The organism is Streptomyces halobius (assembly GCF_023277745.1).
GTDB classification, from domain to species: domain Bacteria; phylum Actinomycetota; class Actinomycetes; order Streptomycetales; family Streptomycetaceae; genus Streptomyces; species Streptomyces halobius.
Window position 1 is genome coordinate 6,125,525 of record NZ_CP086322.1, and the last position, 24,923, is coordinate 6,150,447.

Here is a 24,923-nt window from a genome sequence, read left to right on the forward strand (position 1 = left end):
ACCCCACGGCTGGGCCGGCCACCAACTCCCACGGCTGAGCGGGCCCCCAACCGCCCCGGCTGGGCCGGCCTGGTCAGCCCTTCTTCCGGCCCGGTCAGCCCTTCTTGACGAACATCAGCCTTCCCTGATGAACCCCTTCTCGATCAGCCACTCCTTGGCGACCTCGTGCGGATCCTCGCCGTCCACATCGACCTTGCGGTTGAGCTGCTGCGCGACGGTGTTGTCGAGGGCCTTGGTGACGGGCGCGAGCAGTCCGGCGATCTGCGGGTACTTCTTCATCGTCGCGGCGTTCATCTCGGGCGCCGCGTTGTAGTTCGGGAAGAAGTGCTTGTCGTCGGCCAGGACGGTCAGGCCCATCGCCTTGATGCGCCCGTCGGTGGTGTAGACCTCGCCGAAGGTGCAGGCCGTGCCCTTGACGGTCTGGGTGTAGATGACGCCGGCGGACATCTTTCTGATGTTGCCCGGCGGGATGCTCATCCCGTACGCCTTCGCCATGCCGGGCAGGCCGTCGTTGCGGGTGGCGAACTCGTTCTCCACACACAGGGTGACCGCGTCGGGGTCCTTCTTCAGCAGCGCGGCGAGGTCCGAGAGGGTCTTGACGCCGTACTTCTTCGCGTTGGCGGGGTTGAGCGCCAGCGCGTAGGTGTTGTTGAGGGTGGACTGCGGAAGCCAGACGAGGCCGTTCGCCCGGTCGGCGTCGCGGACCGCCTCCCACTGCTTCTGTTCGTCGGGGATCGGCTTCTCGTGGCCGAGGTGGGTGATCCAGCCGGTGCCGGTGTACTCGTACATCCCGTCCGCGGCGCCGGTCCGGACCGCCTCACGGGCGCCGATCGTGCCCTGGATGTTGGTCTTGTCGATGACCGTCGCGCCGGCCGCCTTGAAGATCAGGCCCATGATCTGCCCGAGGATGATGTTCTCGGTGAACTCCTTCGAGGTGACGGTGAGTTGGGCGCCCTTGAGGGGCTCGCCCCGGCCGACGGTGCCGGGCTTGACGTCGTCGGTCATCGGGCTGCCGCTGACCAGGCCGCAGCCGCTCAGGCCGACGGCGGCGAGCAGCGCGCCGGCCAGCGCGAGCACGACGGAGCGGCGTCGGACAGGGGCAGTCCCCCAGGTCCCTCCCTCAGCCACCGCTGGGAGGTTTCCCCAGGGGGCGCCCCCACCCATGCCCTTCGGGTCGTGGCGGAGGGCTCCGTAGGGCGCCATCAGGAACTCCCCTCCAGGCCGCGCGGCCGCAGCAGCAGTTCGGCGAGCGAGGCCAGCCATTCGACCAGCAGCGCCAGCGCCACCGTCAGCACCGAACCGAGGACGAGTACGGGCATCCGCTGGGTGATGATGCCCGCCGAGATCAGGTCACCGAGGCCGCCGCCACCGCCGAAGGTGGCCAGCGTCGCGGTGCCGACGTTCAGGACCAGCGCGGTGCGCACACCGGCCAGGATCAGCGGTACGGCCAGGGGGAGTTCGACCCTGGTCAGGACGCCCGTGGGGGACATGCCGATACCGCGGGCGGCCTCGGTCAGCGTCGGGTCGATTCCGCGCAGCCCGGCGATGGTGTTGGCCAGGACGGGCAGCGTGGCGTAGATGACCATGCCGATGATGGCGGACCGGGCGCCGATGCCGAGCCAGATGACCAGCAGGATCAGCAGACCCAGGGCCGGGACGGCCTGCCCGAGGTTGGCGACCGCCAGCGCGAACGGGCCGGCCGCGCGCAGCCGGCGGCGGGTGAGCGCGATGCCCAGCGGGATCGCGATGATCAGCACGAAGAAGGTGGAGTACGCGGTGAGCTGGATCTGCTGGCGTAGCGCGAGCCACACCTTGCCGTCGTCGACCGCCTGGCGGGCGATGGAGTCCAGGGTGGTGTGGGTGAACCACAGCCAGGTGACCAGCAGCGCGACGGTCAGGAAGGCCGGCATGAAGGTCCACTTCTGCCAGCTGATCCGGCGCGGGCCGCGGGAGGGCGGGGCGGGTGCCTCCCCGGCCGCGATCTCCCGTTCCTCGATCTCGGTGGTGTCCAGGAAGGCCATGTCCACCGTGCGCTCGCCCGCCGACTGCCCCTCCCCGCGCGGGCCGCTCGCGTCGTCCCCGACGTCGTCCGGGCTCATGCCGACACCTCGCTACGCTCGGCCTCGCATTCGCGAGGCGCGCACCTTCCGATGATTCGCTCGCTACGCTCGCTCATGCCTGGCCCCCCGGGAGCCGTCCTGCTCATCGGGCGCGTCCCGCTGTGCGGCGGCGTCCAGGCGGTCCGCCTCCAGCAGTTGGTGGACGTTGTTCATCAGCGTCTCCATGTCGACCACGCCGATGTACTCACCGCGCCGTCCGGTCACCGCGACCCGGCCGGCGCTGTCGGTGAGCACCGCCTCCAGGGCGTCGCGCAGCGTCGCGTCCCGGGTCACCGTGTCGTGCACGAGGGTGCCGGCCCGCGCCAGTGTCCCCTTGGCGCGCGCCAGATCGCCGCGGCGCAGCCATTTGTACGGGCGGCGGTTCGGGTCGAGCAGCAGCACCTCGTTGGTGGTGCCGGAGCGCAGCAGCGCGACGAGGGACTCCAGGGGGGCGTCCATCCGGGCGGTCGGGAAGTCGACGAAGCCGACGTCCCGTACGCGGGTGAGGTTGAGCCGCTTGAGGGCGGCGCCGGCGCCCACGAAGCCGGAGACGAAGTCGTCCGTGGGGTTGGTGAGGATGGCTTCGGGGGTGTCGAACTGGGCGATGTGGGAGCGCTCGCGGAGCACCGCGATCCGGTCGCCGAGCTTGATCGCCTCGTCGAAGTCGTGGGTGACGAAGCAGATGGTCTTGTGGAGTTCGTGCTGGAGCCGGATCAGCTCGTCCTGCAGGTGGTCGCGGGTGATCGGGTCGACGGCGCCGAACGGCTCGTCCATCAGCAGCACGGGCGGGTCGGCGGCGAGCGCGCGGGCGACGCCGACGCGCTGCTGCTGGCCGCCGGAGAGCTGGCGGGGGTAGCGGCCGTGGAACTCGCCCGGGTCCAGGCCGACGAGGTCGAGCATCTCCTCGACCCGGCTGGTGATCCTCGCCTTGGACCAGCCGGTCATCTTCGGGACCAGGGCGATGTTCTGGGCGACGGTCATATGGGGGAAGAGGCCGGACTGCTGGATGGCGTAGCCGACCTTGCGGCGCAGCTTTACCGGGTCGATGCCGGTGACGTCCTCGTCGCCGATCCGGATCCGTCCGGACGTCGGCTCGATCAGCCGGTTGATCATCTTGAGGGTGGTGGACTTGCCGCAGCCCGACGGCCCCACGAAGATCACCAGCTCACCGGCCCGGATCTCCATGGTGACGTTGTCCACCGCCGGGACCGGGCTGCCGGGATAGATCTTCGTCAGATTCTCCAGCCGGATGCCGGCGCCGGAGACGGGCGGCGTGCTGGACTGCGTGGCAGGCGTCCCGTTTCCGGTCCCGGATGTCTCAGGCACGGATCCCCCTGGGAATGGTCAGACGTCCGATGAGGACGTACGCGGCGTCGAAGAGAAGGGCGAGGACGACGATTCCGACGGTGCCGGAGAGCACCTGATTGAGCGCGTTCGCGCTGCCCAGCGAGGCGATCCCGCGGAAGATCTCATTGCCGAGGCCGGGGCCCGAGGCATACGCGGCGATGGCGGCGATACCCATCAGCATCTGGGTGGCGACGCGGATGCCGGTGAGGATCGGTGGCCAGGCCAGCGGCAGTTCGACCCGGAAGAGCCGGGCGGCGCGCGACATGCCGATGCCCTTGGCGGCGTCGACCAGGGCCGGGTCCACCCCGCGCAGTCCGACGATGGCGTTCCGGACGATCGGCAGCAGCCCGTAGAGGGTGAGCGCGATGACGGTGGGGGCCACACCGAGGCCGACGAGCGGGATCAGCAGCCCGATCAGGGCCAGTGAGGGGATGGTCAGGATGGTGGCGGTCGTGGTGGTGGCCAGGCCGCCCGCCCAGTCGCTGCGGTAGGTGAGCACACCGAGGGCGACCCCCAGGACGGTGGCGATCACCATGCACTGGAACACTGCGCTTGCATGCTGAAGCGTATCCGTCAGCAGCTGGGTGTGCCGGTTGCCGACGTACTCCCAGAAGCTCACTCGGCGCTCTCCTCGGGTCAGTCTCCCGCCGCCTGCTTCACCAGCGGGATGATGCGCAACGGAACCGCGTTTTCCATGACGATCGCCGTCGAGGCCCGCACGATGCCATCAAAACCCACAACGCGGTCGATCACACGTTGCAGATCGGCGTTGGACCTGGCGACCAGTCTGCAGAGCATGTCCCCATGTCCGGTCGTTGTATGCAGCTCCAGCACCTCCGGAACGGTCGCCAAGTGGGCGCGTACGTCGCTGCCCTGGCCCTGTTTGATCTCAAGTGTCGCGAACGCGGTCACCGGATAGCCCAGCGCGGCCGGGTCCACATCCGGCCCGAAACCCCGGATCACTCCGTTCGACTGAAGCCGGTCGAGCCGTGCCTGCACCGTCCCGCGCGCCACCCCGAGCCGCCGGGACGCCTCCAGGACACCGATCCGCGGCTCCCGGGCGAGCAGCTCCAGCAGGGCCCCGTCCAAATGATCGATCGCCATCGCCCGTGCCTCCGTTTTTGATGGTCATCCTGCACAGATAGCCCGGCAGAACCGCCGTACTGCTATGCATAATGTCCAGCGGATCCACAAACTATTGCGCATCTTGTGGAACGGAGAGACTCTGCGGCCATGGCAGACACCACGATGCACACCAATCCCAGCACCCCCGGTACGGCCCGGCAGGCGGACCCCTTCCCGGTCAAGGGGATGGACGCGGTCGTCTTCGCCGTCGGCAACGCCAAGCAGGCCGCGCACTACTACTCCACCGCCTTCGGTATGAAGCGCGTCGCCTACGCCGGACCGGAGAACGGCAGCCGTGAGACCGCGAGTTATGTACTCGAATCCGGCGGCGCCCGGTTCGTGTTCACCTCCGTCATCAAGCCCATGACGGACTGGGGCCGCTTCCTGGCCGACCATGTCGCCACGCACGGCGACGGCGTCATCGACCTCGCCATCGAGGTCCCCGACGCCCGCGCCGCGTACGCGTACGCCGTCGAGCACGGCGCGACCGGCCTCACCGAGCCCTACGACACCAAGGACGAGTACGGCACCGTCGTCCGGGCCGCCATCGCCACCTACGGCCGGACCCGGCACACGCTCGTCGAGCGCTCCGGCTACGACGGCCCGTACCTGCCCGGCTTCGCACCCGTCGCACCCGTCGTCGAGCCCCCGGAGAAGCGGTTCTTCCAGGCCGTCGACCACTGCGTCGGCAATGTCGAGCTGGGCAAGATGAACGAGTGGGTGGCCTTCTACAACAAGGTCATGGGCTTCACCAACATGAAGGAGTTCGTCGGCGACGACATCGCCACCGAGTACTCCGCCCTGATGTCCAAGGTCGTCGCGGACGGAACCAAGAAGGTGAAGTTCCCGATCAACGAACCGGCCATCGCCAAGAAGAAGTCGCAGATCGACGAATATCTGGAGTTCTACGGCGGCCCCGGCGTGCAGCACATCGCCCTCGCCACCAACGACATCGTGGCGACGGTCCGTCAGATGCGCGCTGCGGGCGTCGAGTTCCTCAACGTACCGGATACCTATTACGACACCCTCGGCGAGTGGGTCGGCGACACCCGCGTCCCCCTCGACGAACTGCGCGAACTGAAGATCCTCGCCGACCGCGACGAGGACGGCTATCTGCTGCAGATCTTCACCAAGCCGGTCCAGGACCGCCCGACCGTCTTCTTCGAGATGATCGAGCGGCATGGCTCCCTGGGCTTCGGCAAGGGCAACTTCAAGGCGCTGTTCGAGGCGATCGAGCGGGAACAGGAGCGGCGCGGGAATCTCTGACGCGGAGGACCCGTCCCACGGGCCGTACACGATCTTCCGTGTACGGCCCACGGATGTCACGCTGGGCGGCATGGACCTCATCACACGTCTGCGCGCCGGACTCCCGGGTGACGCCATACTCACCGACCCCGACATCACCGGCTCCTACGCCCACGACATGGCGAGTTTCTGCGCGGCCGGCACGCCCGCCGTCGTGGTGCTGCCGCGCACCGTCGAGCAGGTCCAGCACGTGATGCGTACCGCCACCGCACTGCGCGTCCCGGTCGTCCCACAGGGCGCGCGGACGGGGCTGTCGGGCGCCGCGAACGCCTCCGACGGCTGCCTCGTGCTCTCGCTGGTCAAGATGGACCGGATCATCGAGATCAACCCGGTCGACCGGATCGCGGTCGTCGAGCCCGGGGTCGTCAACGCCGCCCTCTCCCGGGCGGTCGGCGCACACGGCCTCTACTACCCGCCGGATCCCTCCAGCTGGGAGGAGTGCTCGATCGGCGGCAACATCGGCACCGCGTCCGGCGGCCTGTGCTGCGTCAAGTACGGCGTCACCGCCGAATACGTCCTCGGCCTGGACGTGGTCCTCGCCGACGGACGCCTGCTGACGACCGGCCGCCGCACCGCAAAAGGCGTCGCCGGCTATGACCTCACCCGCCTGTTCGTCGGCTCCGAGGGCAGCCTCGGCATCGTGGTCCGTGCCGTCCTCGCTCTCAAACCGGAGCCGCCCCAACAGCTCGCCCTGGCCGCCGAGTTCCCCTCCGTCGCGGCCGCCTGCGCAGCCGTCTGCGAGATCATGGCCCGTGGCCACGCCCCCTCGCTGCTGGAACTCATGGACCGTACGAGCATCCGCGCCGTCAACGCCATGGCGCGGATGGGCCTCCCGGACAGCACCGAGGCGCTGCTGCTCGCCGCCTTCGACCACCCGGAACCGGCCGGCGAACTCGCCGCCGTCGGCGCACTGTGCACCGCGGCCGGCGCCACCCAGGTCGTCCCGGCCGAGACCGCCGCCGAGTCGGACCTGCTGCTGCAGGCCCGGCGGCTGACGCTGACCGCCCTGGAGCAGATCAAGGGCACCACGATGATCGACGACGTCTGTGTACCGCGCTCCCGGCTGGCCGCCATGCTGGAGGGCACCGCCGCCATCGCCGAGAAGTACGGCCTCACCATCGGCGTCTGCGCGCACGCGGGCGACGGCAACACCCATCCGACCGTGTGCTTCGACGCCACCGACGCCGACGAGTCCCGCCGGGCCCGCGAGTCGTTCGACGCCATCATGGCGCTCGGCCTCGAACTGGGCGGCACGATCACCGGCGAACACGGCGTCGGCGTCCTGAAGAAGGAGTGGCTGGCACGCGAACTGGGCCCGGTGGGCATGGAGTTGCAGCGCGGCATCAAGCAGGTCTTCGATCCGCTGGGGCTGCTCAATCCGGGGAAGCTGTTCTGAACCGGTCCGGGGAGGTTGTTCTGGACCGGGGGAGCGACCGGGGGAACGTCTTCTGACTCGGCATCGTTGGGGCAAACACAGGGGGTGCAGGCCCCTGTCGTAGGGGGTGCAGGCCCCTGTCGTGCCCATGCCCCACCTCACCGTAGAGTTCCGGCCATGGATTTCCTGCTCCCCGCGCTGTTCCTCACCGTGATCGCCGTAGCCACGACCACCGACCACCGACCGCCGCGCCAAGCAGCTGGACCGCAGGATCCAGCTCCTGGAGCGCAAGGTCGATCTGCTGCTGGCGCACCTCGGCGCCGAGGAGCCCGAGGACCCGGGGATGGCCGAGATCGATGAGCTGCTGCGCCAGGGCAAGAGGATCCAGGCGATCAAGCTGCACCGTGAACTCACCGGCTCCGGCCTTTCGGAGGCCAAGGAAGCGGTGGAACGCCGGATGCGGTGAAGGCCGTGACGTCGCCGGCGTGGCGAGGCCGTGGCCACGTCACGCCGGCATGCACGGCTAACGCCCTTTCTCCGGATGCGGCCCAAGCGGCCACGCCGTTACGCCCCGGCTTCCGGGGTCTCGTCCGACGGCCAGGGGTCGGTGCGGTCGAGACCGTCGCGCGGTGTCATGGCGAGCAGTTCGCTCAGCCCTTCGTCGAGGCCCGGATGCCCCTGTTCGGACCCCGGCGGCACGATCCGCAGGGTGCGCTCCAGCCACGCCGAGACCGCCCCGGCCGGGGCCTGCAGCAGGGCGTCGCCGTCCGGCGAGCTCAGTGCCATGCAGACCAGGCTGCGGCCGTCCAGCTTCGTCGGCCAGACCCGGACGTCGCCCTGGCCGCACGGCCGGAACACGCCCTCGACGAGCAGTTCGCGGGCGAAAGTCCAGTTGACGGGGGAGTCCGAACCGATGTGAAAGGTGACATGGACGGCATACGGGTCATCCGTCCGGTAGGTCAGCCGGGCCGGCACCGGAATGCTGTGCTCCGGAGACAGCACCAGGCCCAGTTCGAGTTCTCGTTCCACCACGGTGTGCATTGCGTCCGCCTCTCTGAATCTCCCTGTGCGGGCGCCCGGAACGGGCCCGCACACGGAGAGAGGTGTCATCCGCCGGTCTCTTACACGACTTCGCACAACTTTTTTCGCGGACCTCTTCCAGGTGGTCGTCGCCGGGGGAGAACGCCGGGGCCACCGGGGGTCTGATAGATGTGGACGCCGCGTTGCGGCAGACTGCACCCCACACCCACCAGGCCGAGCACAGATACGGGACTTCGGACATGAGCGCCCCTACCTCAGGATCCGCCGGCGACAGCCCTACGCCAGGCTTCTACCCGGACCCGTCCATCCCCGGCTACATCCGGTACTGGAACGGCGCCGCGTGGGTGCCGGGCACCAGCCGGCCGGCGCCGGCCGAGGGCGAGGCGATGCCCGCCCCGCCGCCCGGCGTGGCCACCGCGGCGCCGTCGCCCGCCCCGGCCCCGTCCCCCGTCGAGGAGACCGGGCCGGTCTTCCTGGACGAGGAGGCGGGCGACGGCACCGGAGTGCCCGCCGGAGGCGAGAGCGGTGAGGACGGACCGGCCGACGACCGCGCCGCGGGGAGCTGGGACGACCCGGCCCGGCGGCCCGGCACCGGTCCGGAACCGGCCTCCTCCTGGCAGGCCGACGCCTCCCGGCAGAGCGGCTTCGGCGGTGAGGCGGACCGCCGGGTGTCCTGGGGCTCGGCCGAGCAGCCACAGTCCCAGGCGCAGTCCGGCGCGGCCTCGTGGGGCGCGGTGCCGGCGCAGCGCGACGAGCGGTCGGGCGGTCGGGCGGCCGGGCCCGGGTCCGGCGAGGCGCCCGCCACGTCGTCCACCACGACGCCCGGACCCCGTAAGCCCGAGGGTCCCGCCGACGGGACGGTCACCATCCGTGCCGTCAAGCCGGGCGGCCGCGGTGACGGCGACGCCGTGGACCAGGGCACCACGGCGATCCGGGCGGTACGGCCGAACCCCGGAGGGACGGCCGGAGCGTCGGGAGCCGACGGTGCGGCCGGCGCGGCGAAGGGCAACGAGACCATGGCGATCCGGGTCGCGCAGGGCGGCGCCACCGGGCAGTCCGCCCCGCCCGGCACCACCGACCCGCAGCCGCTGCCGTCCGTCGGCACACCGCAGGGCCGTCCCCAGCAGAACCCGGGGCAGCAGCAGGGCGGGCAGGCGCCCGCCGTGTCGTCGGCGTCGTCGGGTTTTCCGCCGCAAGGCGGTGCCGCGGCCGGGGCGCCGGGCGACGACGGCGTCATCCCCTGGAAGCCGCCGTCCGCCGATGTCTTCTTCGCGGCGGCGCAGGCCGCACAGGGCCACCCGGCGGGCCTCGGCCGCCGGTTCGCGGCCCGGCTGATCGACACGCTGGTGGTCGGCGCGGCCGCCGCCGCGGTCGCCGTACCCCTGTGGGGCACCGTCACGGACCACATCGACGCCAAGGTAGAGGCGGCCAAGCAGTCCGGCCGCGAGGTGACGGTCTATCTGCTCGACGGCACCACCCTCCCGATCCTGGGCGCCGTCCTGGCCGTCCTGCTCATCGGTGGTGGGCTCTACGAGGCGCTGCCGACCGTCAAGTGGGGCCGCACCCTGGGCAAGAAGCTGTGCAAGGTGCGGGTGCTGGACATCGAGAGCCATGACACCCCGGGATTCGGTGCGGCTATCAAGCGCTGGCTGGTGTACGGCGTGCTCGGTGTCCTGGCCGTCGGTGTGGTGAACGTCGTGTGGTGTCTGTTCGACCGCCCGTGGCGGCAGTGCTGGCACGACAAGGCCGCGCGGACGTTCGTCGCCGCCGACTGATCGCCGGGCCCCGCACAGGGGATGTCCGAGCCTGACCCATCGGACGGACCCCCGAGCCCCATCGGACGGACCCCCGCGCCTGGCCCGTCGGATAGCCCCCGGGCCGGTCCGACCCCGATCCACCGGACGGACCCCATGGCCCGGGTCCCCCGAACGGACTTCGCCGGATGCGGCGGGCCGTGACAAGCGGTCGACTCGGGCCATGAGTACCGACCAGCCGAGTCCCGGCTCCGGTGAACCGCCGGAGCACGACCCGTTCCTGAAGAAGCCGCAGGGGCCGCCCGAGGAGGGCGCGCCGTCCAGCAGTTCCCCTTCCGGGGGCGGCACGGGCGGCGGAGGCGGCGGCGCTCCTGGTGGAACGCCTGGAGGAGCTCAGCCTCCTGGCGGCGAGCCCCCTCCCGGTGGTGCACCTCCCCCGCGCTACGAGGGCGGCCCCTACGGCGGCAGCCCGTATGCCGACAATCCCTACGGCGGGGAGTACGGCGCGGCCGATCCGCTCGCCGGGATGCCGCCGCTCGCCAACCGCGGCCGTCGGCTCGTCGCGCGCATCATCGACATCATCATCATCGGTGTCCCGGTCACGCTGATCATGAACGTCATCGTGGGCGGGGCGGACTACACGAGCGGCAGCCCTACGGAGACCGGCAAACAGGCGACGGTGTCCGGCGTCACGATGCTGGTGTATCTGGTGTACGAGGGGCTGATGCTGACCAACCGCGGCCAGACCGTCGGCAAGATGGCGATGAAGATCCGGGTGGGGATGCTGGCGAACGGCGCGGTGCCGGCCGGCCAGGCGGGTTGGATCCGGGCCGCGGTCTACACACTGCCGGAGATCGTGCCGTGCTGCGGCCCCATCTTCTGGCTGGTCAACGTCCTGTGGTGCACCTGGGACAAGCCGTACCAGCAGTGCGTCCACGACAAGGCGGCCAAGACCGTGGTGGTTTCCACGGCCTGACGCGCCCGCGTCGGATCAGCGGGAGTGCTCACCGACCCGGGCCTCGACGGCGCCGGTCGGCCGGGAGATCCTGGGGCGCGGCAGCCGCCCGCCCGGCGCCGGCACGGCCGTCAACGCGGCAGGCGCGGCGGGCGACTTGGCCCGTACGGTGTGCCGGCGGACCACCCGTGAGCTCCGCGACGTCCGCCGCGCGGGGAACGTCAGGGCGGCCAGCAGGCCGAGCCCGAGCCCCGCGAGGGCGATGACCGCGACCCCGATGACGGTCTGTGTCCGCGAGAGCAGCAGCATCGCGAGGGTGGAGAGGAAGACGGTGGCCGAACCGTAGACGAGCTGGGTGGCGGTCGGACGAGGCATGGCGGGATCCGTCCTCGGGTGGTCGGCAGGGTGTGTCGGTCAACGGGTGCCGTCGAAGGCGCGCCATCGAACGACCCTACGGTCCTTACTGCCCGGGCGGAGCGACGGGTAAGCGTGACCTAACCCACGGTTCCGGGGTACAGGGGGCGCGCGGCTCCGCCCGTGTGCGAACGGGCATTGGCGGAACGCCTGTTGGGGGCAGGGGTGCATGCCTGAGGGGCATATCCGACCCGCCTGTGCGGCGGGCCTGGTCCCCCGTCGGGACGGTGCGTCCCCCTCCCGTCGGGGCGGTGCGTCCGTCTCGCCGTCGGGCCGGTGTGTCCGGCGTCCGACAGCCGTAACTCGTGAACCGGGCAACATACTTCGCTGACGTGCCCAAGTCAAGATCTGTCTTTTCTTCGACGCTTCCGGTCGAATGCCCCTCGAACAGTGACCGTGTTCGAAGGGGAGGACCGCGCCAAGTGAGAAATCAGAGAAGACTTTTCAGACCGGCCGCCCTGGCCACGGCGATCGCCGCGATCGGGGCGGCCGCTTTGTCTTCGGGAGTGGCCACGGCCGACGGGCAACCCCCGTCGCCCGTCGCGCAGCGCCAGGATCCGGCCCCCGAGCGGACCGTGGACCACGACCTCAAGGGTCCGTTCAGCGACCGGCAGGCCAGTCAGCGCAAGGAAGCGCTCCAGCAGGTCATATCGGGCGACGCCACGGCGACCGAGCGCGCGGGCTCCCAGGTCGTCAAGCTGGGCAAGGGCAAGTACGTCGAGCTGGCGCGGCAGAAGACCGACCGGATCTTCACGATCCTGGCGGACTTCGGTGACAAGGTCGACGACACCACGATGTTCGACCCGGACGGCGACGGCCCCGAGCCGCCGGTGAAGAAGTACGGCGGCAAGCCCGGCCCGGCGCACAACCAGATAGCCGAGCCGGACCGTACGACGGACAACAGCACCGCCTGGCAGAAGGACTACAACCGGCAGCACTTCCAGGACCTCTACTTCTCGCACGACAAGAAGAAGCAGTCGCTGGCCAAGTACTACGAGAAGCAGTCCTCGGGCCGCTACTCCGTCGAGGGCGAGGTCTCCGACTGGGTCAGGGTCGAGTGGAACGAGGCCCGTTACGGCTCCAACTACTGCGGTCAGACCAACTGTGCCAACGCCTGGGACCTGGTCCGCGACGGGGTCGACCAGTGGGCGGAGGACCAGAAGGCCAAGGGCCGTACCGACGAGCAGATCACGGCCGATCTCGCCAGGTACGACCAGTGGGACCGCTACGACCACGACGAGGACGGCGACTTCAACGAGCCGGACGGCTATATCGACCACTTCCAGATCGTGCACGCCGGTGAGGACGAGTCCGCGGGCGGCGGCGCCCAGAAGACCAACGCCCTCTGGGCGCACCGCTGGTACGCGTACGGCACCGACGCCGGCAAGACCGGCCCCGCCGACAACAAGGCGGGCGGCACGCAGATCGGCGACACCGGCATCTGGGTCGGCGACTACACCATGCAGCCGGAGAACGGCGGACTCGGCGTCTTCGCCCACGAATACGGCCATGACCTGGGGCTTCCGGACGAGTACGACACCAGCGGCACCGGTGAGTCGTCGGTGGACTACTGGTCGCTGATGTCGGCCGGCTCCTGGCTAGGCCGCGGCAAGGACTCCATCGGCGATCTGCCCGGCGATATGAGCGCCTGGGACAAGCTGCAGCTGGGATGGCTCAACTACGGCAAGGCGAAGGCCGCCACCAGGTCGACGCACAAGCTGGGCGTCGCTGAGTACAACACCAAGCACAAGCAGGCGGTGGTCGTCGAACTGCCCTCGAAGGAGGTGACGACGGAGATCGTCCAGCCCGCGGAAGGCTCCCGGCAGTGGTGGAGCGACATGGGCAACGACCTGAAGAACACCCTCTCCCGGCCGGTGGACCTCACCGGTAAGTCCAAGGCGTCGCTGACCCTCCAGGGCTGGTGGGACATCGAGAAGGACTACGACTACCTCTACGCCGAAATCTCCACCGACGGCGGCGAGAACTGGACGCCCGTCGACGGCACCGCGAACGGCGAGCCCATCCCGCGCGACGGCGGCGACAAGCCCGCGCTGACCGGGACGGTGGACGCCTACCAGGACCTCGTCTACCCGCTGGACGCCTACGCGGGCAAGAAGATCGACCTCCGCTTCCGCTACCACACCGACGGCGGCGCCGTCCAGAAGGGCTTCACGGCCGACGCCCTCGGCGTGGTCGCCGACGGCGAGCCGCTGTTCAGCGATGACGCGGAGGGCGGCGACAACGGCTGGACCAGCAAGGGCTTCACGCGGATCGGGGCGTCCTTCACCAAGGACTACCCGCAGTACTACCTGGCCGAGAACCGCCAGTACGTGTCATACGACAGGACCCTCAAGACCGGCCCGTACAACTTCGGTTGGGCCACCGACAAGCCCCACTGGGTCGAGCACTTCCCGTATCAGAACGGTGTGCTGATCTGGCTGTGGGACACCTCGCAGCCGGACAACAACGTCGGCCAGCACCCCGGCCGCGGGCAGATCCTGCCCGTCGACGCGCACCCGAAGGCCGAGCGGTGGGCCGACGGGAAGCTGATGCGCAACCGCTTCCAGTCCTACGACTCGACCTTCACGCGCCACCGCACCGACGCGCTGAAGCTCCACAAGGACGGCAAGCCCGTCACGATCAAGGCCAAGAAGGGCGTCACGCTCTTCGACGACCGGCACGGCGTCTACTACGACAAGGCGAACCCGACCGGCGGCGTGATCGTTCCTGACACCAACACCAGGATCAAGATTGTCAAGGAGGCCGCGAACGGCTCCACCGTGACCCTCAAGATCGGACCGGCTGGCAGGTAACTGTCAAAACCGCAGGTCAGAATCTTATCGGCCGTCGCCTCTAGCGGGCGGCGGCCGATTAGCGTTTAGATGCGCTCGACAGTTCCTTGTTGACGCTAAGTCTCACGGGGGAAGAATGACCATGACCAGTGGCGGCTTCATCAGACTTCCGGGCGGAAGCGTGGTGGTCGCCCTTTCGCTGCCCAGACCGAGCCACAGCCCGCTGACCGGACCGTACGACGGCGACCACCGCGTACGGGTCCTGGTCCACGCCGTGAACCGGCAGCGCGCCCTGACCAGGCTGCGCAACCACGGGCTGCGCTCCGTCTACCTGCGCGGCAATTCCAAGCCGCCGACGCCGGACGAGATCACGGCCGTGCTGCACCATCCCGACGGGCTGGTGTGGCGCGGGGCGCCGGATGACGACACCGAGTCCTGGCACCCGATACGGGCGCTGCTGCGGGCCCCGGCCCAGACGCCGGCCCAGGTCCCGGCCCAGGCCCCGGTCCAGGCCCAGGCCCCGGCCCCAGCCCCGGTCCAGGCCCCGGCCCCGGTCCAGGCGCCGCAGGCCGCCGGCGCCTGAGCGCGGGCAGAGCTTCCTGGTGTGGCGGGTCTCCGGACCCGCCACACCGGCTGTGGACGGGTCTCAGCCGCCGGCCAGCACCGGCTTGCCGGTCAGCTCCGCGCCGGCCTCCCGCAGCTCCTCCAGCGCCCGCTTCGTGGTGTCCGGGGAGACGGCCGCGGTGAGGTCCAGCAGTACCTGGGTGCAAAAGCCCTCGTCGACGGCGCTGAGGGCGGTGGCCCGTACGCAGTGGTCCGTGGCGATGCCGACCACGTCCACCTCCGTCACGTCACGGGCGCGCAGCCACTCCGCCAGGGGGGTGCCGTGCTCGTCCGTGCCCTCGAAGCCGCTGTACCCGTCGCTGTACTCGCCCTTGTCGAAGACCGCGTCGACCGCTCCCGAGGTGACGGCCGGCGCGAAATTGGGGTGGAAACCCACTCCCTCCGTGCCCGCGACGCAGTGCCGGGGCCAGGAGCGCACATAGTCGGGGTGCTCGGAGAAGTGGCCGCCCGGGTCGATGTGGTGATCGCGGGTGGCCACCACATGGCGGTAGCCGCTGCCGGCCGCCTGGCCCACCAGGTCGGTGATGGCCGCGGCGACATCCGCACCGCCGGCCACCGCGAGGCTGCCGCCCTCACAGAAGTCGTTCTGCACATCTACGACGATCAATGCCCGGTGCATGGCGCGTGCCTTCCGGCTGGGAATCGGTGGAGGGGCGCACAGTGGTGGTGTGACCGAGGGTAGCCACTGCGCGGGCGATGCGGGAGGGGGTGCCGTGCCGGGTCGTGCCCGTCACGCGTGCTCGGTCGGCAGGACCGGCTCGCCCCGGGAGAGCTGGGTCGCCGACAGCGGCAGTCCGGCGCGGGCGGCGATATGCCGGTCGCGGGCGTCCTCCAGCGGCTCCCGGGCCACCACCTCGCCGCCGCGCACCAGCGGCACCAGCAGCTGCCGGCCGGCCAGCTCCTCCGGCACCGGCCCGGTGCCGACGACCTCGGCCTCCGCGACCCCGTCCGCGTCGAGCCGCCGGGCCGCCCACTTACGGCCGCCCGCCGAGGACTTGGCGCCCATCGACTTCTTCGCGACCGGCCGCAGCGGGGCGCCCGGCGCATCGGAGTCGGCGCGCGCGACCAGCTTGTAGACCATCGAGCAGGTGGGGTGCCCGCTGCCGGTCACCAGCTGGGTGCCGACGCCGTACGCGTCCACCGGGGCGGCCGCGAGCGAGGCGATGGCGTACTCGTCCAGATCGCTGGTGACCACGATCTTGGTCTTCCCGGCGCCCAGATCGTCCAGCTGCTGGCGCACCCGGTGGGCGATCAGCAGCAGGTCGCCGGAGTCGATCCGCACCGCGCCCAGGCCGGGCCCGGCCACCTCCACGGCGGTCCGCACGGCGGTGGCGACGTCGAAGGTGTCCACGAGGAGGGTGGTGCCGCTGCCGAGGGTGTCGACCTGCGCGGTGAAGGCGTCCCGCTCGGTGTCGTGGAGCAGGGTGAAGGCGTGCGCGCTGGTGCCGACGGTGGGGATGTGGTAGCGGAAGCCGGCCGCCAGGTCGGAGGTGCAGTGGAAGCCGCCGACGTACGCGGCGCGGGCCGCGGCCACCGCGGAGAGCTCGTGGGTGCGCCGGGCGCCCATCTCCATCAGCGGGCGCTCGCCGGCCGCCACCGCCATCCGGGAGGCGGCCGCGGCCACCGCCGAGTCGTGGTTGAGAATCGAGAGGATCACCGTCTCCAGGAGGACCGCCTCGGCGAAGGTGCCCTCGACCCGCATCACCGGGGAACCGGGGAAGTAGACCTCGCCCTCCGGGTAGCCCCAGATGTCACCGCGGAAGCGGTAGTCGGACAGCCACTGGAGCGTCGGCTCGTCGAGGATGCCGCGCTCGCGCAGAAAGCCGAGGATCGTCTCGTCGAAGCGGAAGTTCTCCACCGCGTCCAGCACCCGGCCGGTACCGGCGACCACGCCGTAGCGGCGGCCCTCGGGCAGCCGCCGGGTGAAGACCTCGAAGACCGAGCGCCGGTCCGCGGTCCCGGACTGCAACGCGGCCTGCAGCATGGTGAGTTCGTACTGGTCGGTGAAGAGCGCAGTCGACGGCACGGCCACCGGCAGCCCCAGGTCTGCTGTGTTCATGAAAGGAGATGGTACTCCCCATACTCGTCACTCTGACGATAGTGGGTGCCGCCGCTCCCGGAGGCCCTCGCGAGGGGGCGCGCGGCTCGCCGACGCTCCCGTGCGAGGGGCGTTTGTGCACCGCCCGCCCCCGGGTGGCAGCATGGGGCGTGTGAGCGCCCATCCGTCACCCACGATCACTCTCCGGATGTACCGCGGCACCCTCAGTGTGCCGGTGGAGATCGAGCGTCCCGAGTCGAGCGAGGCACCGTTCGAGGTCCCCGAACCCGATGTCCCGTGGGTCACGATCGTCCACAACGACCCCGTCAACCTCATGAGCTATGTGTCGTATGTCTTCCAGACGTACTTCGGCTACTCCAAGGACAAGGCGCACCAGTTGATGCTCGACGTCCATCACAAAGGCCGCGCGGTCGTCTCCAGCGGCAGCCGCGAGGAAATGGAGCGCGACGTGCAGGCCATGCACGGCTACGGCCTCTGGGCCACCCTTCAGCAGGACCGCTGATGGCCGGCCACTTCGAGCCGCTGCCCGGTGGCGGCGCCGCCGTTCCCCTCGACGAGGTGGAGATCTCCATCCTGCGCAGCCTGGCCGTGCAGCTCCTGGAGCTGATCGGTCCGGGCGAGGAGCCCGCCGACAGCGGCGGCGAGGACGATCTGTTCGCCTCGGTCTTCAACGACGGGCCCAGCGAACCGCCCGCCGACCCGGTCCTGGCCCGCCTGTTCCCCGATGCGTACGGCGGCCCCGACCTTGTCCCCGACGACGGTGTACGGGCCGCGTCCGCCGAGTTCCGCCGCTACACCGAGAACGATCTGCGCGCCCGCAAGCGCGACGACGCCCTCGCGCTGATCCGCTCGCTGGACGCCCTGACGCCCGCCGGACAGGGCGGCGCGGTGCTGCGTCTGAAGCCCGACGAGTGCCGGCAGTGGCTCGGCGCCCTCAACGACCTCCGGCTCGCCATCGGCACCCGGCTGGAGGTCACCGACGAGGAGGACGGCGGCGAGCTGCTCCGACTGCCGGACACCGACCCGCGCAAGCCGATGGTGATGGCCTATCTCTGGCTGGGCGGTCTGCAGGAAACCCTCGTCGAATCAATGATGGACTGACGTCCACGGGACCGGGGGCGTCGTGCCCCCGCCACGTCACCCCCTGGCCCTCTCGCGCCCCGCCCCCGGAGCGGTCATATCGGGGCGTAACACCCGTGGTGTTCGCTCAGCGGACGCTCAAATCCGGATAACGATCGCATCACCAGGTCGGTCTGTTGCATTGCCGATTTCGCCTTTTGTCCTATTTTTTCAGTGATCCGGCTCACGGTGCCGACAGTGCGGTGTCCGTTGATCTCCGAACGATCGTGATAGATCTTCACCTCCTGCCGTGTGCGACGCCACCCTTGTCGCCGCGGGAGCGCTGAGCCGGCCGACCGTCGGCGTGCAGGAACTCCATCCGGGGGGTCGGGACCCGACCCGGGCAGGCCGGGTCGGAATGGAGAAAGGCGCACCACACATGACCTCAGTGCAGGTCGACAAGGAACACGACAGCAACGAGGCCACGGAAGAAGCTTCCGGAGAGGGCTATCAGCGGGGTCTGGGAAACCGCCAGATCCAGATGATCGCCATCGGCGGCGCCATCGGTACCGGTCTGTTCCTCGGCGCGGGCAAGGCCATCTCGATGGCCGGTCCGAGCATCGTCCTGGCCTACGCCATCGTCGGCCTGGTCATCTTCTTCATCATGCGGGCCCTGGGCGAACTGCTCATGTACCGGCCCGTGTCCGGCTCCTTCTCCGAGTACGGCCGGGAGTTCATCGGCCCCTTCATCGGCTTTGTGACCGGCTGGACGTACTGGCTGTTCTGGGTCGTCACCGGCATCACCGAAGTGACCGCCGCGGCCACCTACATCCAGTACTGGAACAAGGGCATACCGCAATGGGCCTCGGCGCTCGTCTTCACCTGCGCGCTCTTCGGCATCAACCTGATCTCCGTGAAGATCTTCGGTGAGCTGGAATTCTGGTTCTCGATGGTCAAGGTCACCGCCATCATCGGCATGATCCTCATCGGCCTCGGCGTGATCACCCTCGGCTTCTCCGACGCCGGTGACACCGCCTCCTTCACGCTCCTGTGGTCCGACGGCGGCTTCTTCCCCCAGGGCATCGGCGGAACGCTGATGACGCTGCAGATCGTGATGTTCGCCTTCCTCGCCGTCGAACTCGTCGGCGTCACCGCGGGCGAGGCGACCGACCCGAAGAAGGTCCTGCCCAAGGCCATCAACACCGTCCCGTGGCGGATCGGCCTCTTCTACATCGGCGCGCTCCTCATCATCCTCTCCGTCGTCAGCTGGACGGTCTTCGAGCCGGGCGTCAGCCCGTTCGTCGCCGCCTTCCAGCAGATCGGCCTGCCGGCCGGCGCCGGCATCGTCAACTTCGTCGTGCTGACCGCCGCGCTGTCCTCGGCCAACTCCGGTATGTACTCCACCGGCCGGATGCTGCGTGACCTCGCCCTCAACGGGCAGGGCCCGAAGTTCTTCACCAGGCTCAGCAGGAACGGCCTGCCCACCTGGGGCACCGGCGTCTCGGTCGCGATGATGCTGTTCGGCGTCTTCATCAACTACAAGTGGCCGGGCGAGGCGTTCAACTACGTCGTCTCCTTCGCGACCATCTCCGGTATGTGGGCCTGGATCGTCATCCTGCTCTCGCAGCTGCGCTACCGGTCCAAGTCGGACCGCGGGCTGCTGCCCAAGTCCGAGTTCCGCGCCCCGGGCAGCCCGTACACCTCGGTCTTCGCGCTGGCCTTCATCGGCATGGTGATCGTGATGATGGCCCTCGACCCGGCCGCCCGGATCTCGCTCTACGCCGCCCCCGTGTGGGCACTCGTCCTGGCCGCGGGCTACCTCTCCATCAAGCGGCGGGACGCCGCGGCCCTGAAGGACGTGCCCGTCGCGTCCAAGAAGGACTGAGCCGAGGCCGCCGCCGGGCGCGTCCACCGGTCCGATCCGGCCAACTGTCCAGCATCCGGGCCCGTATGTACCACTCTTCGGTACGTACGGGCCCCAGCGCCCATCCGTCGCCCGCCACCACCCCAACCGGGCGCTTCGCGCACACCTCTTATCCTTGGCCGCATGCTGACCCTCACCAAGGCCCTCCACGACCAGATCGTCGAGCACGCCCGCAAGGACCACCCCGACGAAGCCTGCGGCGTGGTCGCGGGCCCGGCCGGCAGCGGGCGTCCCGAGCGGTTCATCCCGATGCTGAACGCCGCCCGCTCGCCCACGTTCTACGAGTTCGACTCCGCCGACCTGCTCAAGCTCTACCGCGAGATGGACGACCGGGACGAGGAGCCGGTGATCATCTACCACTCGCACACCGCCACCGAGGCATACCCGTCCCGTACGGACATCTCCTACGCGAACGAGCCCGGCGCGCACTACGTCCTGGTGTCCACCGCCGACACCGACGATGCCGGACCCTTCCAGTTCCGCTCCTTCCGCATCGTCGACGGCGAGATCACCGAGGAAGAGGTCGAGATAGTCGCGGAGTACGCCTGATCACGGGCGTGACCTGCGGGATCCCTGTACGCGCAGCCCCCCGCGGAGCGGCTTCCCCGGGTCCGCGTCCCACTTGGCGTACACCAACCGTCCGCATGATGGGACAAGGTTCCAATACCCGGACCGGGAATCGATACGATGACCGCATGGTTGACCACGACGTGAGCGAGAAGAGGAGGGGCATGCCGACGCACGCTCCGCTCGCCACGCGTCGCTCCGCGTCCGCCCTGCTGGGCGCCTTCGGCTGCGGAACCGCACGGCTGCACATCGACCTGTGCCGCCTCTCCAGCGCCATCTGTCCGCGCCGCGCCGCCTGACCCGCCCCGCACGGAGCCTCCCCGGGGCCGGGGACCCGGCCGCGGCGCCCACCGGTCCGCACCTCCCGCACCACCGCGTCACCCGGCGCTCCCGCACGCCATGCCACCACGGCGACCGCTGCTTCCGCCACTTCCGCCACCGCACTCCCACAGGAGCCCTCACATGGCCATCGAGGTCCGAATCCCGACCATCCTGCGCACCTACACCGACGGCCAGAAGTCCGTCGAGGGCAGCGGCGAGACCCTCGCCGACCTCTTCACCGACCTGGAGAGCCGCCACGCCGGCATCCGCGAGCGCCTCGTCGACGGTGAGCAGCTGCGCCGCTTCGTGAACGTCTACCTCAACGACGAGGACGTGCGCTTCCTGGAAGGCATCTCCACCAAGCTCGCCGACGGCGACAACGTCACGATCCTGCCCGCCGTCGCGGGGGGTGCTGCCGGGGCGCAGCCCCGTCCTGCCGGGATGGCGGTCGGGCGACGGGCGGGCGTCTGACGTGCGGTACGACTCCCCGCTGGCGGCGGTCGGGAACACCCCTCTCGTCCGCCTCCCGCGCCTGTCACCCTCCGACGACGTCCGCATCTGGGCGAAGCTGGAGGACCGCAACCCCACGGGCTCGGTCAAGGACCGGCCCGCGCTCCACATGATCGAGCAGGCGGAGAAGGACGGCCGGCTCACCCCCGGCTGCACCATCCTCGAACCCACCAGCGGCAACACCGGCATCTCGCTCGCCATGGCGGCCAAGCTCAAGGGCTACCGCATCGTCTGCGTCATGCCGGAGAACACCTCGTCCGAACGGCGTGAACTCCTCGCGATGTGGGGCGCGGAGATCATCTCCTCACCCGCCGCCGGCGGCTCCAACACCGCCGTACGGGTCGCCAAGGACCTCGCCGCCGAACACCCCGACTGGGTGATGCTCTACCAGTACGGCAACCCGGACAACGCCGGTGCGCACTACGCCACCACCGGCCCCGAGATCCTCGCCGACATCCCCTCCGTCACCCACTTCGTGGCCGGCCTCGGCACCACGGGCACGCTGATGGGCGTCGGCCGCTATCTGCGCGAGCACGTCCCGGGCGTCCAGATCGTCGCCGCCGAACCGCGTTACGACGACGTCGTCTACGGCCTGCGCAACCTCGACGAGGGCTTCATCCCCGAGCTCTACGACGAGTCCGTGCTCACCACCCGCTTCTCGGTCGGTTCCGAGGACGCGGTCCGCCGCACCCGCGAACTCCTCGCCGAGGAAGGCATCTTCGCGGGCATCTCCACCGGCGCCGCCCTGCACGCGGCGATCGGCGTCGGCAGGAAGGCGGTCCGCGCCGGGCAGAGCGCCGACATCGTCTTCGTCGTCGCCGACGGCGGCTGGAAGTACCTCTCCACCGGCGTCTACACCGCACCGTCCACCGAAGCGGCCATCGAGACCCTGAACGGGCAGCTCTGGGCCTGAGCTGCGCAGCCGTCCCGCCGGACCGGCCGGACACCGAACCCGCCCGCCGCCGTGGTGCCACACCACGGCGGCGGGACTTTTTTCCCTTGCGCGGCGTCGCCGAAGGCACGGCGTACGGCCGTACGGCGCTTGCCCCCGGACTGGTGATTCCGCCCACAGCTCGCCCCGCTGGAGGAGCCACACGCCCCTTTGCGCCTTACGCTCGTGGGCACCGCACAGAGCGCCGAGGCCCCAACACACAGCACGAAGCAGGCAAGGACCCTTCCCCAAGCTCTCAACTGCTCCCCCACGTTCTCGGATCCTCCCCAAGTTCTCGGTTCCGCTCGAACAGCGGGACCCCCATGAACAGGGGGACCATGAGCAGGGAAGGCCCCTGTCCCGCCGCCCCCGCCCACGGAGGTTCACGCCCGCATGAAGCTCACTGTCGTCGGATGCTCCGGGTCATTCCCTTCCACGGAATCGGCCTGTTCGAGCTACCTCCTGGAGGCCGACGGCTTCAGGCTGCTCATCGATATGGGCAACGGCGCCCTCGGCGAGCTGCAGCGCCACTGCGGTCTCTACGACCTGGACGCCGTCCTCCTCTCGCATCTGCACGCCGATCACTGCATCGACCTGTGCGGCTACTTCGTGGTGCGCTACTACCCGCCGGACGGCGGCCGCCGCGGGCCGGTTCCGGTCTACGGGCCGGCCGGCACCGAGCGCCGGCTGACCTTCGCGCACGCGGATCTGCCGTACGACGGGGCGATGAGCGAGGTCTTCGACTTCCGCACGCTGACGCCCGGCACCCTCACCATCGGGCCGTTCACCATCCGTACCGAGCTGGTGAGCCACCCGGTGGAGGCGTACGGCTTCCGCATCGAGCACGGCGGCCGCTCCCTGACGTACTCCGGCGACACCGGCCCCTGTGAGGCGCTGGACAGCCTCGCCGCGGACACCGACCTCTTCCTGTGCGAGGCGTCCTTCACCCACGGCAAGGAGGACATCCCGGACCTGCACCTCAACGGCCGGGAGGCCGGCGAACACGCCCGCCGGGCCGGCGCGGGCCGCCTGGTGCTGACCCACATCCCGCCGTGGACCGACCCGGACATCAGCCTCCGGGACGCCCAGAAGGTGTACGACGGGCCGGTCGAGGTCGCCAAGGCGGGGGCGTCGTACGAGATCTGAGACCGGCGCACGAGATCTGAGACCGGCGCATGAGATCTGAGACCGGCATAACATGCGCGAAAAGGGCCCCGGAAGATGGTTTCCGGGGCCCTTTTCGCGCGGACGGGATCCGAGTGGCCTACGCCTTCGTCAGGTCCTCGACCTCTTCCTCGGGCTCACGGCCCGGGGTGGGCAGATTGAACTTGGTGATCGCGAAGCGGAAGAGCAGGTAGTAGACCACCGCGAAGGCCAGGCCGATCGGGATGATCATCCAGGGCTTGGTGGCCAGGCTCCAGTTCAGCGCGTAGTCGATGAAGCCCGCCGAGAACGTGAAGCCGTCGTGCACGCCCAGGGCCCAGGTGACGGCCATCGAGACGGCGGTCAGCACCGCATGGATCGCGTACAGCACCGGCGCGATGAACATGAACGCGAACTCGATCGGCTCGGTGATACCGCAGACGAACGAGGTCAGGGCGAGCGAGATCATCATGCCCAGGACGGCCTTGCGGCGCTCGGGGCGGGCGCAGTGCGCGATGGCGAGCGCCGCGGCCGGCAGGCCGAACATCATGATCGGGAAGAAACCGGACATGAACTGCCCGGCGGACGGGTCGCCGGCGAAGAAGCGGCCGATGTCGCCGTGCGCGACCTTGCCCGCGGCGTCGGTGAACTCACCCAGCTGGAACCAGGAGACGGTGTTGACGAACTGGTGCATACCGATCGGCAGCAGCGCGCGGTTGATCAGGCCGAAGAGGCCGGCACCGCCCGCGCCGAGACCGGTCATCCACTCGCCGAAGCTGGAGATGCCGTCACCGATGGGCTCCCAGATCAGTAGGAAGAGCACGCCGACTCCGGTGCCGACGAAGGCCATGATGATGGGGACGAGCCGGCGGCCGTTGAAGAAGCCCAGCCAGTCCACCAGCCTCTTGCGGTGGTAGCGCTGCCACAGGACCGCGGCCAGCAGGCCCATGATGATGCCGCCGAGGACACCGGGATTGTTGACGACCGGCTCGACCCACTCGCCGTCCTCGATGTGGCCTTCCTTGACGGGGAACGCCTTGAGCACATTGCTGTAGACCAGGAAGCCGACGAGGGCGGCGAGCGCCGTGGAGCCGTCGGCCTTCTTGGCGAAGCCGATGGCGACGCCGATGCAGAACAGCAGCGGCAGGTTGTCGAAGACCGCGCCACCGGCCGCGGCGAAGACCTTGCTGACATCGATCCAGCCCAGCCCGTCCTTGCCGAACACATCGGGCTGGCCGAGCCGGTTGAGGATGCCCGCGGCGGGCAGGACGGCGATCGGCAGCTGGAGGCTGCGGCCGATCTTCTGCAGGCCCTGGAACAGGCCGGAGCCCCGCTTCTTCGCGGGGGCCGCTTTGGTGGCGGCAGTGGCCGAACTCATCGGATTCCTCCTGGTGAGGCGGGCACTCGGAAGGGGGTACGGCCCGCTGCTGGTCTAAACCACTGGTGGTTTAGACCATTCTTAGCACGTGGTCAAGGCGCAAAGGAATCCATTGTTCCAAGTGGTTTGGACCACACGACGACCGGCCCCCGCGCCCGGCTCCACGACAGCCGCAGGCCAAGTGGCCAAAGCCCTGATGA

At 69.8% G+C, this 24,923-nt stretch carries 24 protein-coding genes and 1 pseudogene; 15 read left to right on the forward strand and 10 right to left on the reverse strand.

Annotation, left to right across the window (positions count from 1 at the left end):
* Positions 1 to 114: 114 nt before the first annotated feature.
* The 5 genes from K9S39_RS27845 to K9S39_RS27865 all read right to left on the reverse strand — a co-directional run bounded on the left by K9S39_RS27845 (position 115) and on the right by K9S39_RS27865 (position 4,550).
* Positions 115 to 1,203 carry a glycine betaine ABC transporter substrate-binding protein gene (locus tag K9S39_RS27845; protein ID WP_248866057.1) on the reverse strand — a complete coding sequence of 363 codons (1,089 nt, stop codon included), beginning with the start codon at positions 1,201 to 1,203 and terminating at the stop codon, positions 115 to 117.
* Complete coding sequence (locus tag K9S39_RS27850; protein ID WP_406708028.1) at positions 1,203 to 2,099, reverse strand: ABC transporter permease; 897 nt, start codon at positions 2,097 to 2,099, stop codon at positions 1,203 to 1,205. Before K9S39_RS27850 ends, K9S39_RS27845 begins: the two co-directional genes overlap by 1 nt.
* 63 nt (positions 2,100 to 2,162) lie before the next feature.
* Positions 2,163 to 3,425: a betaine/proline/choline family ABC transporter ATP-binding protein gene (locus K9S39_RS27855; protein WP_406708029.1), complete on the reverse strand. Its 1,263-nt coding sequence runs from the start codon at positions 3,423 to 3,425 to the stop codon at positions 2,163 to 2,165.
* Positions 3,418 to 4,065, reverse strand: a complete 648-nt coding sequence (locus K9S39_RS27860) for an ABC transporter permease (protein ID WP_248866058.1) — start codon at positions 4,063 to 4,065, stop codon at positions 3,418 to 3,420. The genes K9S39_RS27855 and K9S39_RS27860 overlap by 8 nt, the downstream gene beginning before the upstream one ends.
* Before the next feature lie 17 nt (positions 4,066 to 4,082).
* On the reverse strand, positions 4,083 to 4,550 hold the full coding sequence (locus K9S39_RS27865; protein ID WP_248866059.1) for an Lrp/AsnC family transcriptional regulator: 468 nt from the start codon (positions 4,548 to 4,550) through the stop codon (positions 4,083 to 4,085).
* A 129-nt stretch (positions 4,551 to 4,679) separates the two neighbouring features.
* On the opposite strand from K9S39_RS27865, the gene hppD reads away from it, so the two are divergent.
* The 3 genes from hppD (at position 4,680) to K9S39_RS27880 (ending at position 7,717) form a co-directional block, all read left to right on the forward strand.
* On the forward strand, positions 4,680 to 5,837 hold the full coding sequence (gene hppD / locus K9S39_RS27870; protein WP_248866060.1) for a 4-hydroxyphenylpyruvate dioxygenase: 1,158 nt from the start codon (positions 4,680 to 4,682) through the stop codon (positions 5,835 to 5,837).
* Positions 5,838 to 5,907: 70 nt separating this feature from the next.
* On the forward strand, positions 5,908 to 7,272 hold the full coding sequence (locus K9S39_RS27875; protein WP_248866062.1) for an FAD-binding oxidoreductase: 1,365 nt from the start codon (positions 5,908 to 5,910) through the stop codon (positions 7,270 to 7,272).
* A 322-nt stretch (positions 7,273 to 7,594) separates the two neighbouring features.
* Positions 7,595 to 7,717 (forward strand): ribosomal protein L7/L12, encoded by a 123-nt coding sequence (locus K9S39_RS27880; RefSeq protein ID WP_248866063.1) that lies wholly within the window; start codon positions 7,595 to 7,597, stop codon positions 7,715 to 7,717.
* Positions 7,718 to 7,815: 98 nt separating this feature from the next.
* Here K9S39_RS27880 and K9S39_RS27885 read toward each other — a convergent pair whose 3' ends face one another.
* On the reverse strand, positions 7,816 to 8,292 hold the full coding sequence (locus K9S39_RS27885; RefSeq protein ID WP_248866064.1) for an SsgA family sporulation/cell division regulator: 477 nt from the start codon (positions 8,290 to 8,292) through the stop codon (positions 7,816 to 7,818).
* Between the two features lie 239 nt (positions 8,293 to 8,531).
* Between K9S39_RS27885 and K9S39_RS27890 the strand changes: the two genes are divergently transcribed.
* Positions 8,532 to 10,067, forward strand: a complete 1,536-nt coding sequence (locus K9S39_RS27890) for an RDD family protein (RefSeq protein ID WP_248866065.1) — start codon at positions 8,532 to 8,534, stop codon at positions 10,065 to 10,067.
* Between the two features lie 202 nt (positions 10,068 to 10,269).
* Positions 10,270 to 11,022 carry an RDD family protein gene (locus tag K9S39_RS27895; RefSeq protein ID WP_248866066.1) on the forward strand — a complete coding sequence of 251 codons (753 nt, stop codon included), beginning with the start codon at positions 10,270 to 10,272 and terminating at the stop codon, positions 11,020 to 11,022.
* A gap of 15 nt (positions 11,023 to 11,037) precedes the next feature.
* Here K9S39_RS27895 and K9S39_RS27900 read toward each other — a convergent pair whose 3' ends face one another.
* Positions 11,038 to 11,376, reverse strand: a complete 339-nt coding sequence (locus K9S39_RS27900) for a hypothetical protein (protein ID WP_248866067.1) — start codon at positions 11,374 to 11,376, stop codon at positions 11,038 to 11,040.
* Between the two features lie 461 nt (positions 11,377 to 11,837).
* Here K9S39_RS27900 and K9S39_RS27905 point away from each other — a divergent pair, with 461 nt between their 5' ends.
* Entirely contained in the window at positions 11,838 to 14,228 is a 2,391-nt protein-coding gene (locus tag K9S39_RS27905; RefSeq protein WP_248866068.1) for an immune inhibitor A domain-containing protein, read from the forward strand.
* A 115-nt stretch (positions 14,229 to 14,343) separates the two neighbouring features.
* Positions 14,344 to 14,679: pseudogene (locus tag K9S39_RS27910) on the forward strand (hypothetical protein); the annotation flags it as partial.
* A 174-nt stretch (positions 14,680 to 14,853) separates the two neighbouring features.
* Here the strand turns inward: K9S39_RS27910 and K9S39_RS27915 are convergent.
* Entirely contained in the window at positions 14,854 to 15,450 is a 597-nt protein-coding gene (locus K9S39_RS27915; protein ID WP_248866070.1) for an isochorismatase family protein, read from the reverse strand.
* 111 nt (positions 15,451 to 15,561) lie between these two features.
* Positions 15,562 to 16,890 (reverse strand): nicotinate phosphoribosyltransferase, encoded by a 1,329-nt coding sequence (locus tag K9S39_RS27920; RefSeq protein ID WP_248866072.1) that lies wholly within the window; start codon positions 16,888 to 16,890, stop codon positions 15,562 to 15,564.
* 187 nt (positions 16,891 to 17,077) lie between these two features.
* On the opposite strand from K9S39_RS27920, the gene clpS reads away from it, so the two are divergent.
* The 8 genes from clpS (at position 17,078) to K9S39_RS27960 (ending at position 23,348) form a co-directional block, all read left to right on the forward strand.
* Positions 17,078 to 17,392 (forward strand): ATP-dependent Clp protease adapter ClpS, encoded by a 315-nt coding sequence (gene clpS / locus K9S39_RS27925; RefSeq protein ID WP_248868998.1) that lies wholly within the window; start codon positions 17,078 to 17,080, stop codon positions 17,390 to 17,392.
* Complete coding sequence (locus K9S39_RS27930) at positions 17,392 to 17,991, forward strand: DUF2017 domain-containing protein (RefSeq protein ID WP_248866074.1); 600 nt, start codon at positions 17,392 to 17,394, stop codon at positions 17,989 to 17,991. The genes clpS and K9S39_RS27930 overlap by 1 nt, the downstream gene beginning before the upstream one ends.
* A 397-nt stretch (positions 17,992 to 18,388) precedes the next feature.
* Positions 18,389 to 19,834, forward strand: coding sequence for an amino acid permease (locus K9S39_RS27935; protein ID WP_248866076.1), 1,446 nt, complete (start codon positions 18,389 to 18,391; stop codon positions 19,832 to 19,834).
* Between the two features lie 162 nt (positions 19,835 to 19,996).
* Positions 19,997 to 20,422: a Mov34/MPN/PAD-1 family protein gene (locus tag K9S39_RS27940; RefSeq protein ID WP_248866077.1), complete on the forward strand. Its 426-nt coding sequence runs from the start codon at positions 19,997 to 19,999 to the stop codon at positions 20,420 to 20,422.
* A gap of 146 nt (positions 20,423 to 20,568) precedes the next feature.
* Positions 20,569 to 20,739 carry a putative leader peptide gene (locus K9S39_RS27945; RefSeq protein WP_319949585.1) on the forward strand — a complete coding sequence of 57 codons (171 nt, stop codon included), beginning with the start codon at positions 20,569 to 20,571 and terminating at the stop codon, positions 20,737 to 20,739.
* A gap of 163 nt (positions 20,740 to 20,902) precedes the next feature.
* A complete protein-coding gene (locus K9S39_RS27950) occupies positions 20,903 to 21,232 on the forward strand; it encodes a MoaD/ThiS family protein (protein WP_248866078.1) in 330 nt (109 codons plus the stop codon).
* Position 21,233: 1 nt separating this feature from the next.
* Positions 21,234 to 22,184: a PLP-dependent cysteine synthase family protein gene (locus K9S39_RS27955; RefSeq protein WP_248866079.1), complete on the forward strand. Its 951-nt coding sequence runs from the start codon at positions 21,234 to 21,236 to the stop codon at positions 22,182 to 22,184.
* Between the two features lie 411 nt (positions 22,185 to 22,595).
* A complete protein-coding gene (locus K9S39_RS27960) occupies positions 22,596 to 23,348 on the forward strand; it encodes an MBL fold metallo-hydrolase (RefSeq protein WP_248866080.1) in 753 nt (250 codons plus the stop codon).
* 118 nt (positions 23,349 to 23,466) lie between these two features.
* Here K9S39_RS27960 and K9S39_RS27965 read toward each other — a convergent pair whose 3' ends face one another.
* Complete coding sequence (locus tag K9S39_RS27965) at positions 23,467 to 24,723, reverse strand: PTS transporter subunit EIIC (protein ID WP_248866081.1); 1,257 nt, start codon at positions 24,721 to 24,723, stop codon at positions 23,467 to 23,469.
* Between the last annotated feature and the right edge of the window lie 200 nt (positions 24,724 to 24,923).

What these genes read in the sequence shown, in the direction of transcription:
- K9S39_RS27845 (WP_248866057.1), bottom strand. Translation starts at nt 1,203, where the DNA reads ATGGCGCCCTACGGAGCCCTCCGCCACGACCCGAAGGGCATGGGTGGG.
- K9S39_RS27850 (WP_406708028.1), bottom strand. Translation starts at nt 2,099, where the DNA reads ATGAGCCCGGACGACGTCGGGGACGACGCGAGCGGCCCGCGCGGGGAG.
- K9S39_RS27865 (WP_248866059.1), bottom strand. Translation starts at nt 4,550, where the DNA reads ATGGCGATCGATCATTTGGACGGGGCCCTGCTGGAGCTGCTCGCCCGG.
- hppD (WP_248866060.1), top strand. Translation starts at nt 4,680, where the DNA reads ATGGCAGACACCACGATGCACACCAATCCCAGCACCCCCGGTACGGCC.
- K9S39_RS27875 (WP_248866062.1), top strand. Translation starts at nt 5,908, where the DNA reads ATGGACCTCATCACACGTCTGCGCGCCGGACTCCCGGGTGACGCCATA.
- K9S39_RS27880 (WP_248866063.1), top strand. Translation starts at nt 7,595, where the DNA reads ATGGCCGAGATCGATGAGCTGCTGCGCCAGGGCAAGAGGATCCAGGCG.
- K9S39_RS27885 (WP_248866064.1), bottom strand. Translation starts at nt 8,292, where the DNA reads ATGCACACCGTGGTGGAACGAGAACTCGAACTGGGCCTGGTGCTGTCT.
- K9S39_RS27890 (WP_248866065.1), top strand. Translation starts at nt 8,532, where the DNA reads ATGAGCGCCCCTACCTCAGGATCCGCCGGCGACAGCCCTACGCCAGGC.
- K9S39_RS27895 (WP_248866066.1), top strand. Translation starts at nt 10,270, where the DNA reads ATGAGTACCGACCAGCCGAGTCCCGGCTCCGGTGAACCGCCGGAGCAC.
- K9S39_RS27900 (WP_248866067.1), bottom strand. Translation starts at nt 11,376, where the DNA reads ATGCCTCGTCCGACCGCCACCCAGCTCGTCTACGGTTCGGCCACCGTC.
- K9S39_RS27915 (WP_248866070.1), bottom strand. Translation starts at nt 15,450, where the DNA reads ATGCACCGGGCATTGATCGTCGTAGATGTGCAGAACGACTTCTGTGAG.
- K9S39_RS27920 (WP_248866072.1), bottom strand. Translation starts at nt 16,890, where the DNA reads ATGAACACAGCAGACCTGGGGCTGCCGGTGGCCGTGCCGTCGACTGCG.
- clpS (WP_248868998.1), top strand. Translation starts at nt 17,078, where the DNA reads ATGTACCGCGGCACCCTCAGTGTGCCGGTGGAGATCGAGCGTCCCGAG.
- K9S39_RS27930 (WP_248866074.1), top strand. Translation starts at nt 17,392, where the DNA reads ATGGCCGGCCACTTCGAGCCGCTGCCCGGTGGCGGCGCCGCCGTTCCC.
- K9S39_RS27935 (WP_248866076.1), top strand. Translation starts at nt 18,389, where the DNA reads ATGACCTCAGTGCAGGTCGACAAGGAACACGACAGCAACGAGGCCACG.
- K9S39_RS27940 (WP_248866077.1), top strand. Translation starts at nt 19,997, where the DNA reads ATGCTGACCCTCACCAAGGCCCTCCACGACCAGATCGTCGAGCACGCC.
- K9S39_RS27945 (WP_319949585.1), top strand. Translation starts at nt 20,569, where the DNA reads ATGGTTGACCACGACGTGAGCGAGAAGAGGAGGGGCATGCCGACGCAC.
- K9S39_RS27950 (WP_248866078.1), top strand. Translation starts at nt 20,903, where the DNA reads ATGGCCATCGAGGTCCGAATCCCGACCATCCTGCGCACCTACACCGAC.
- K9S39_RS27960 (WP_248866080.1), top strand. Translation starts at nt 22,596, where the DNA reads ATGAAGCTCACTGTCGTCGGATGCTCCGGGTCATTCCCTTCCACGGAA.
- K9S39_RS27965 (WP_248866081.1), bottom strand. Translation starts at nt 24,723, where the DNA reads ATGAGTTCGGCCACTGCCGCCACCAAAGCGGCCCCCGCGAAGAAGCGG.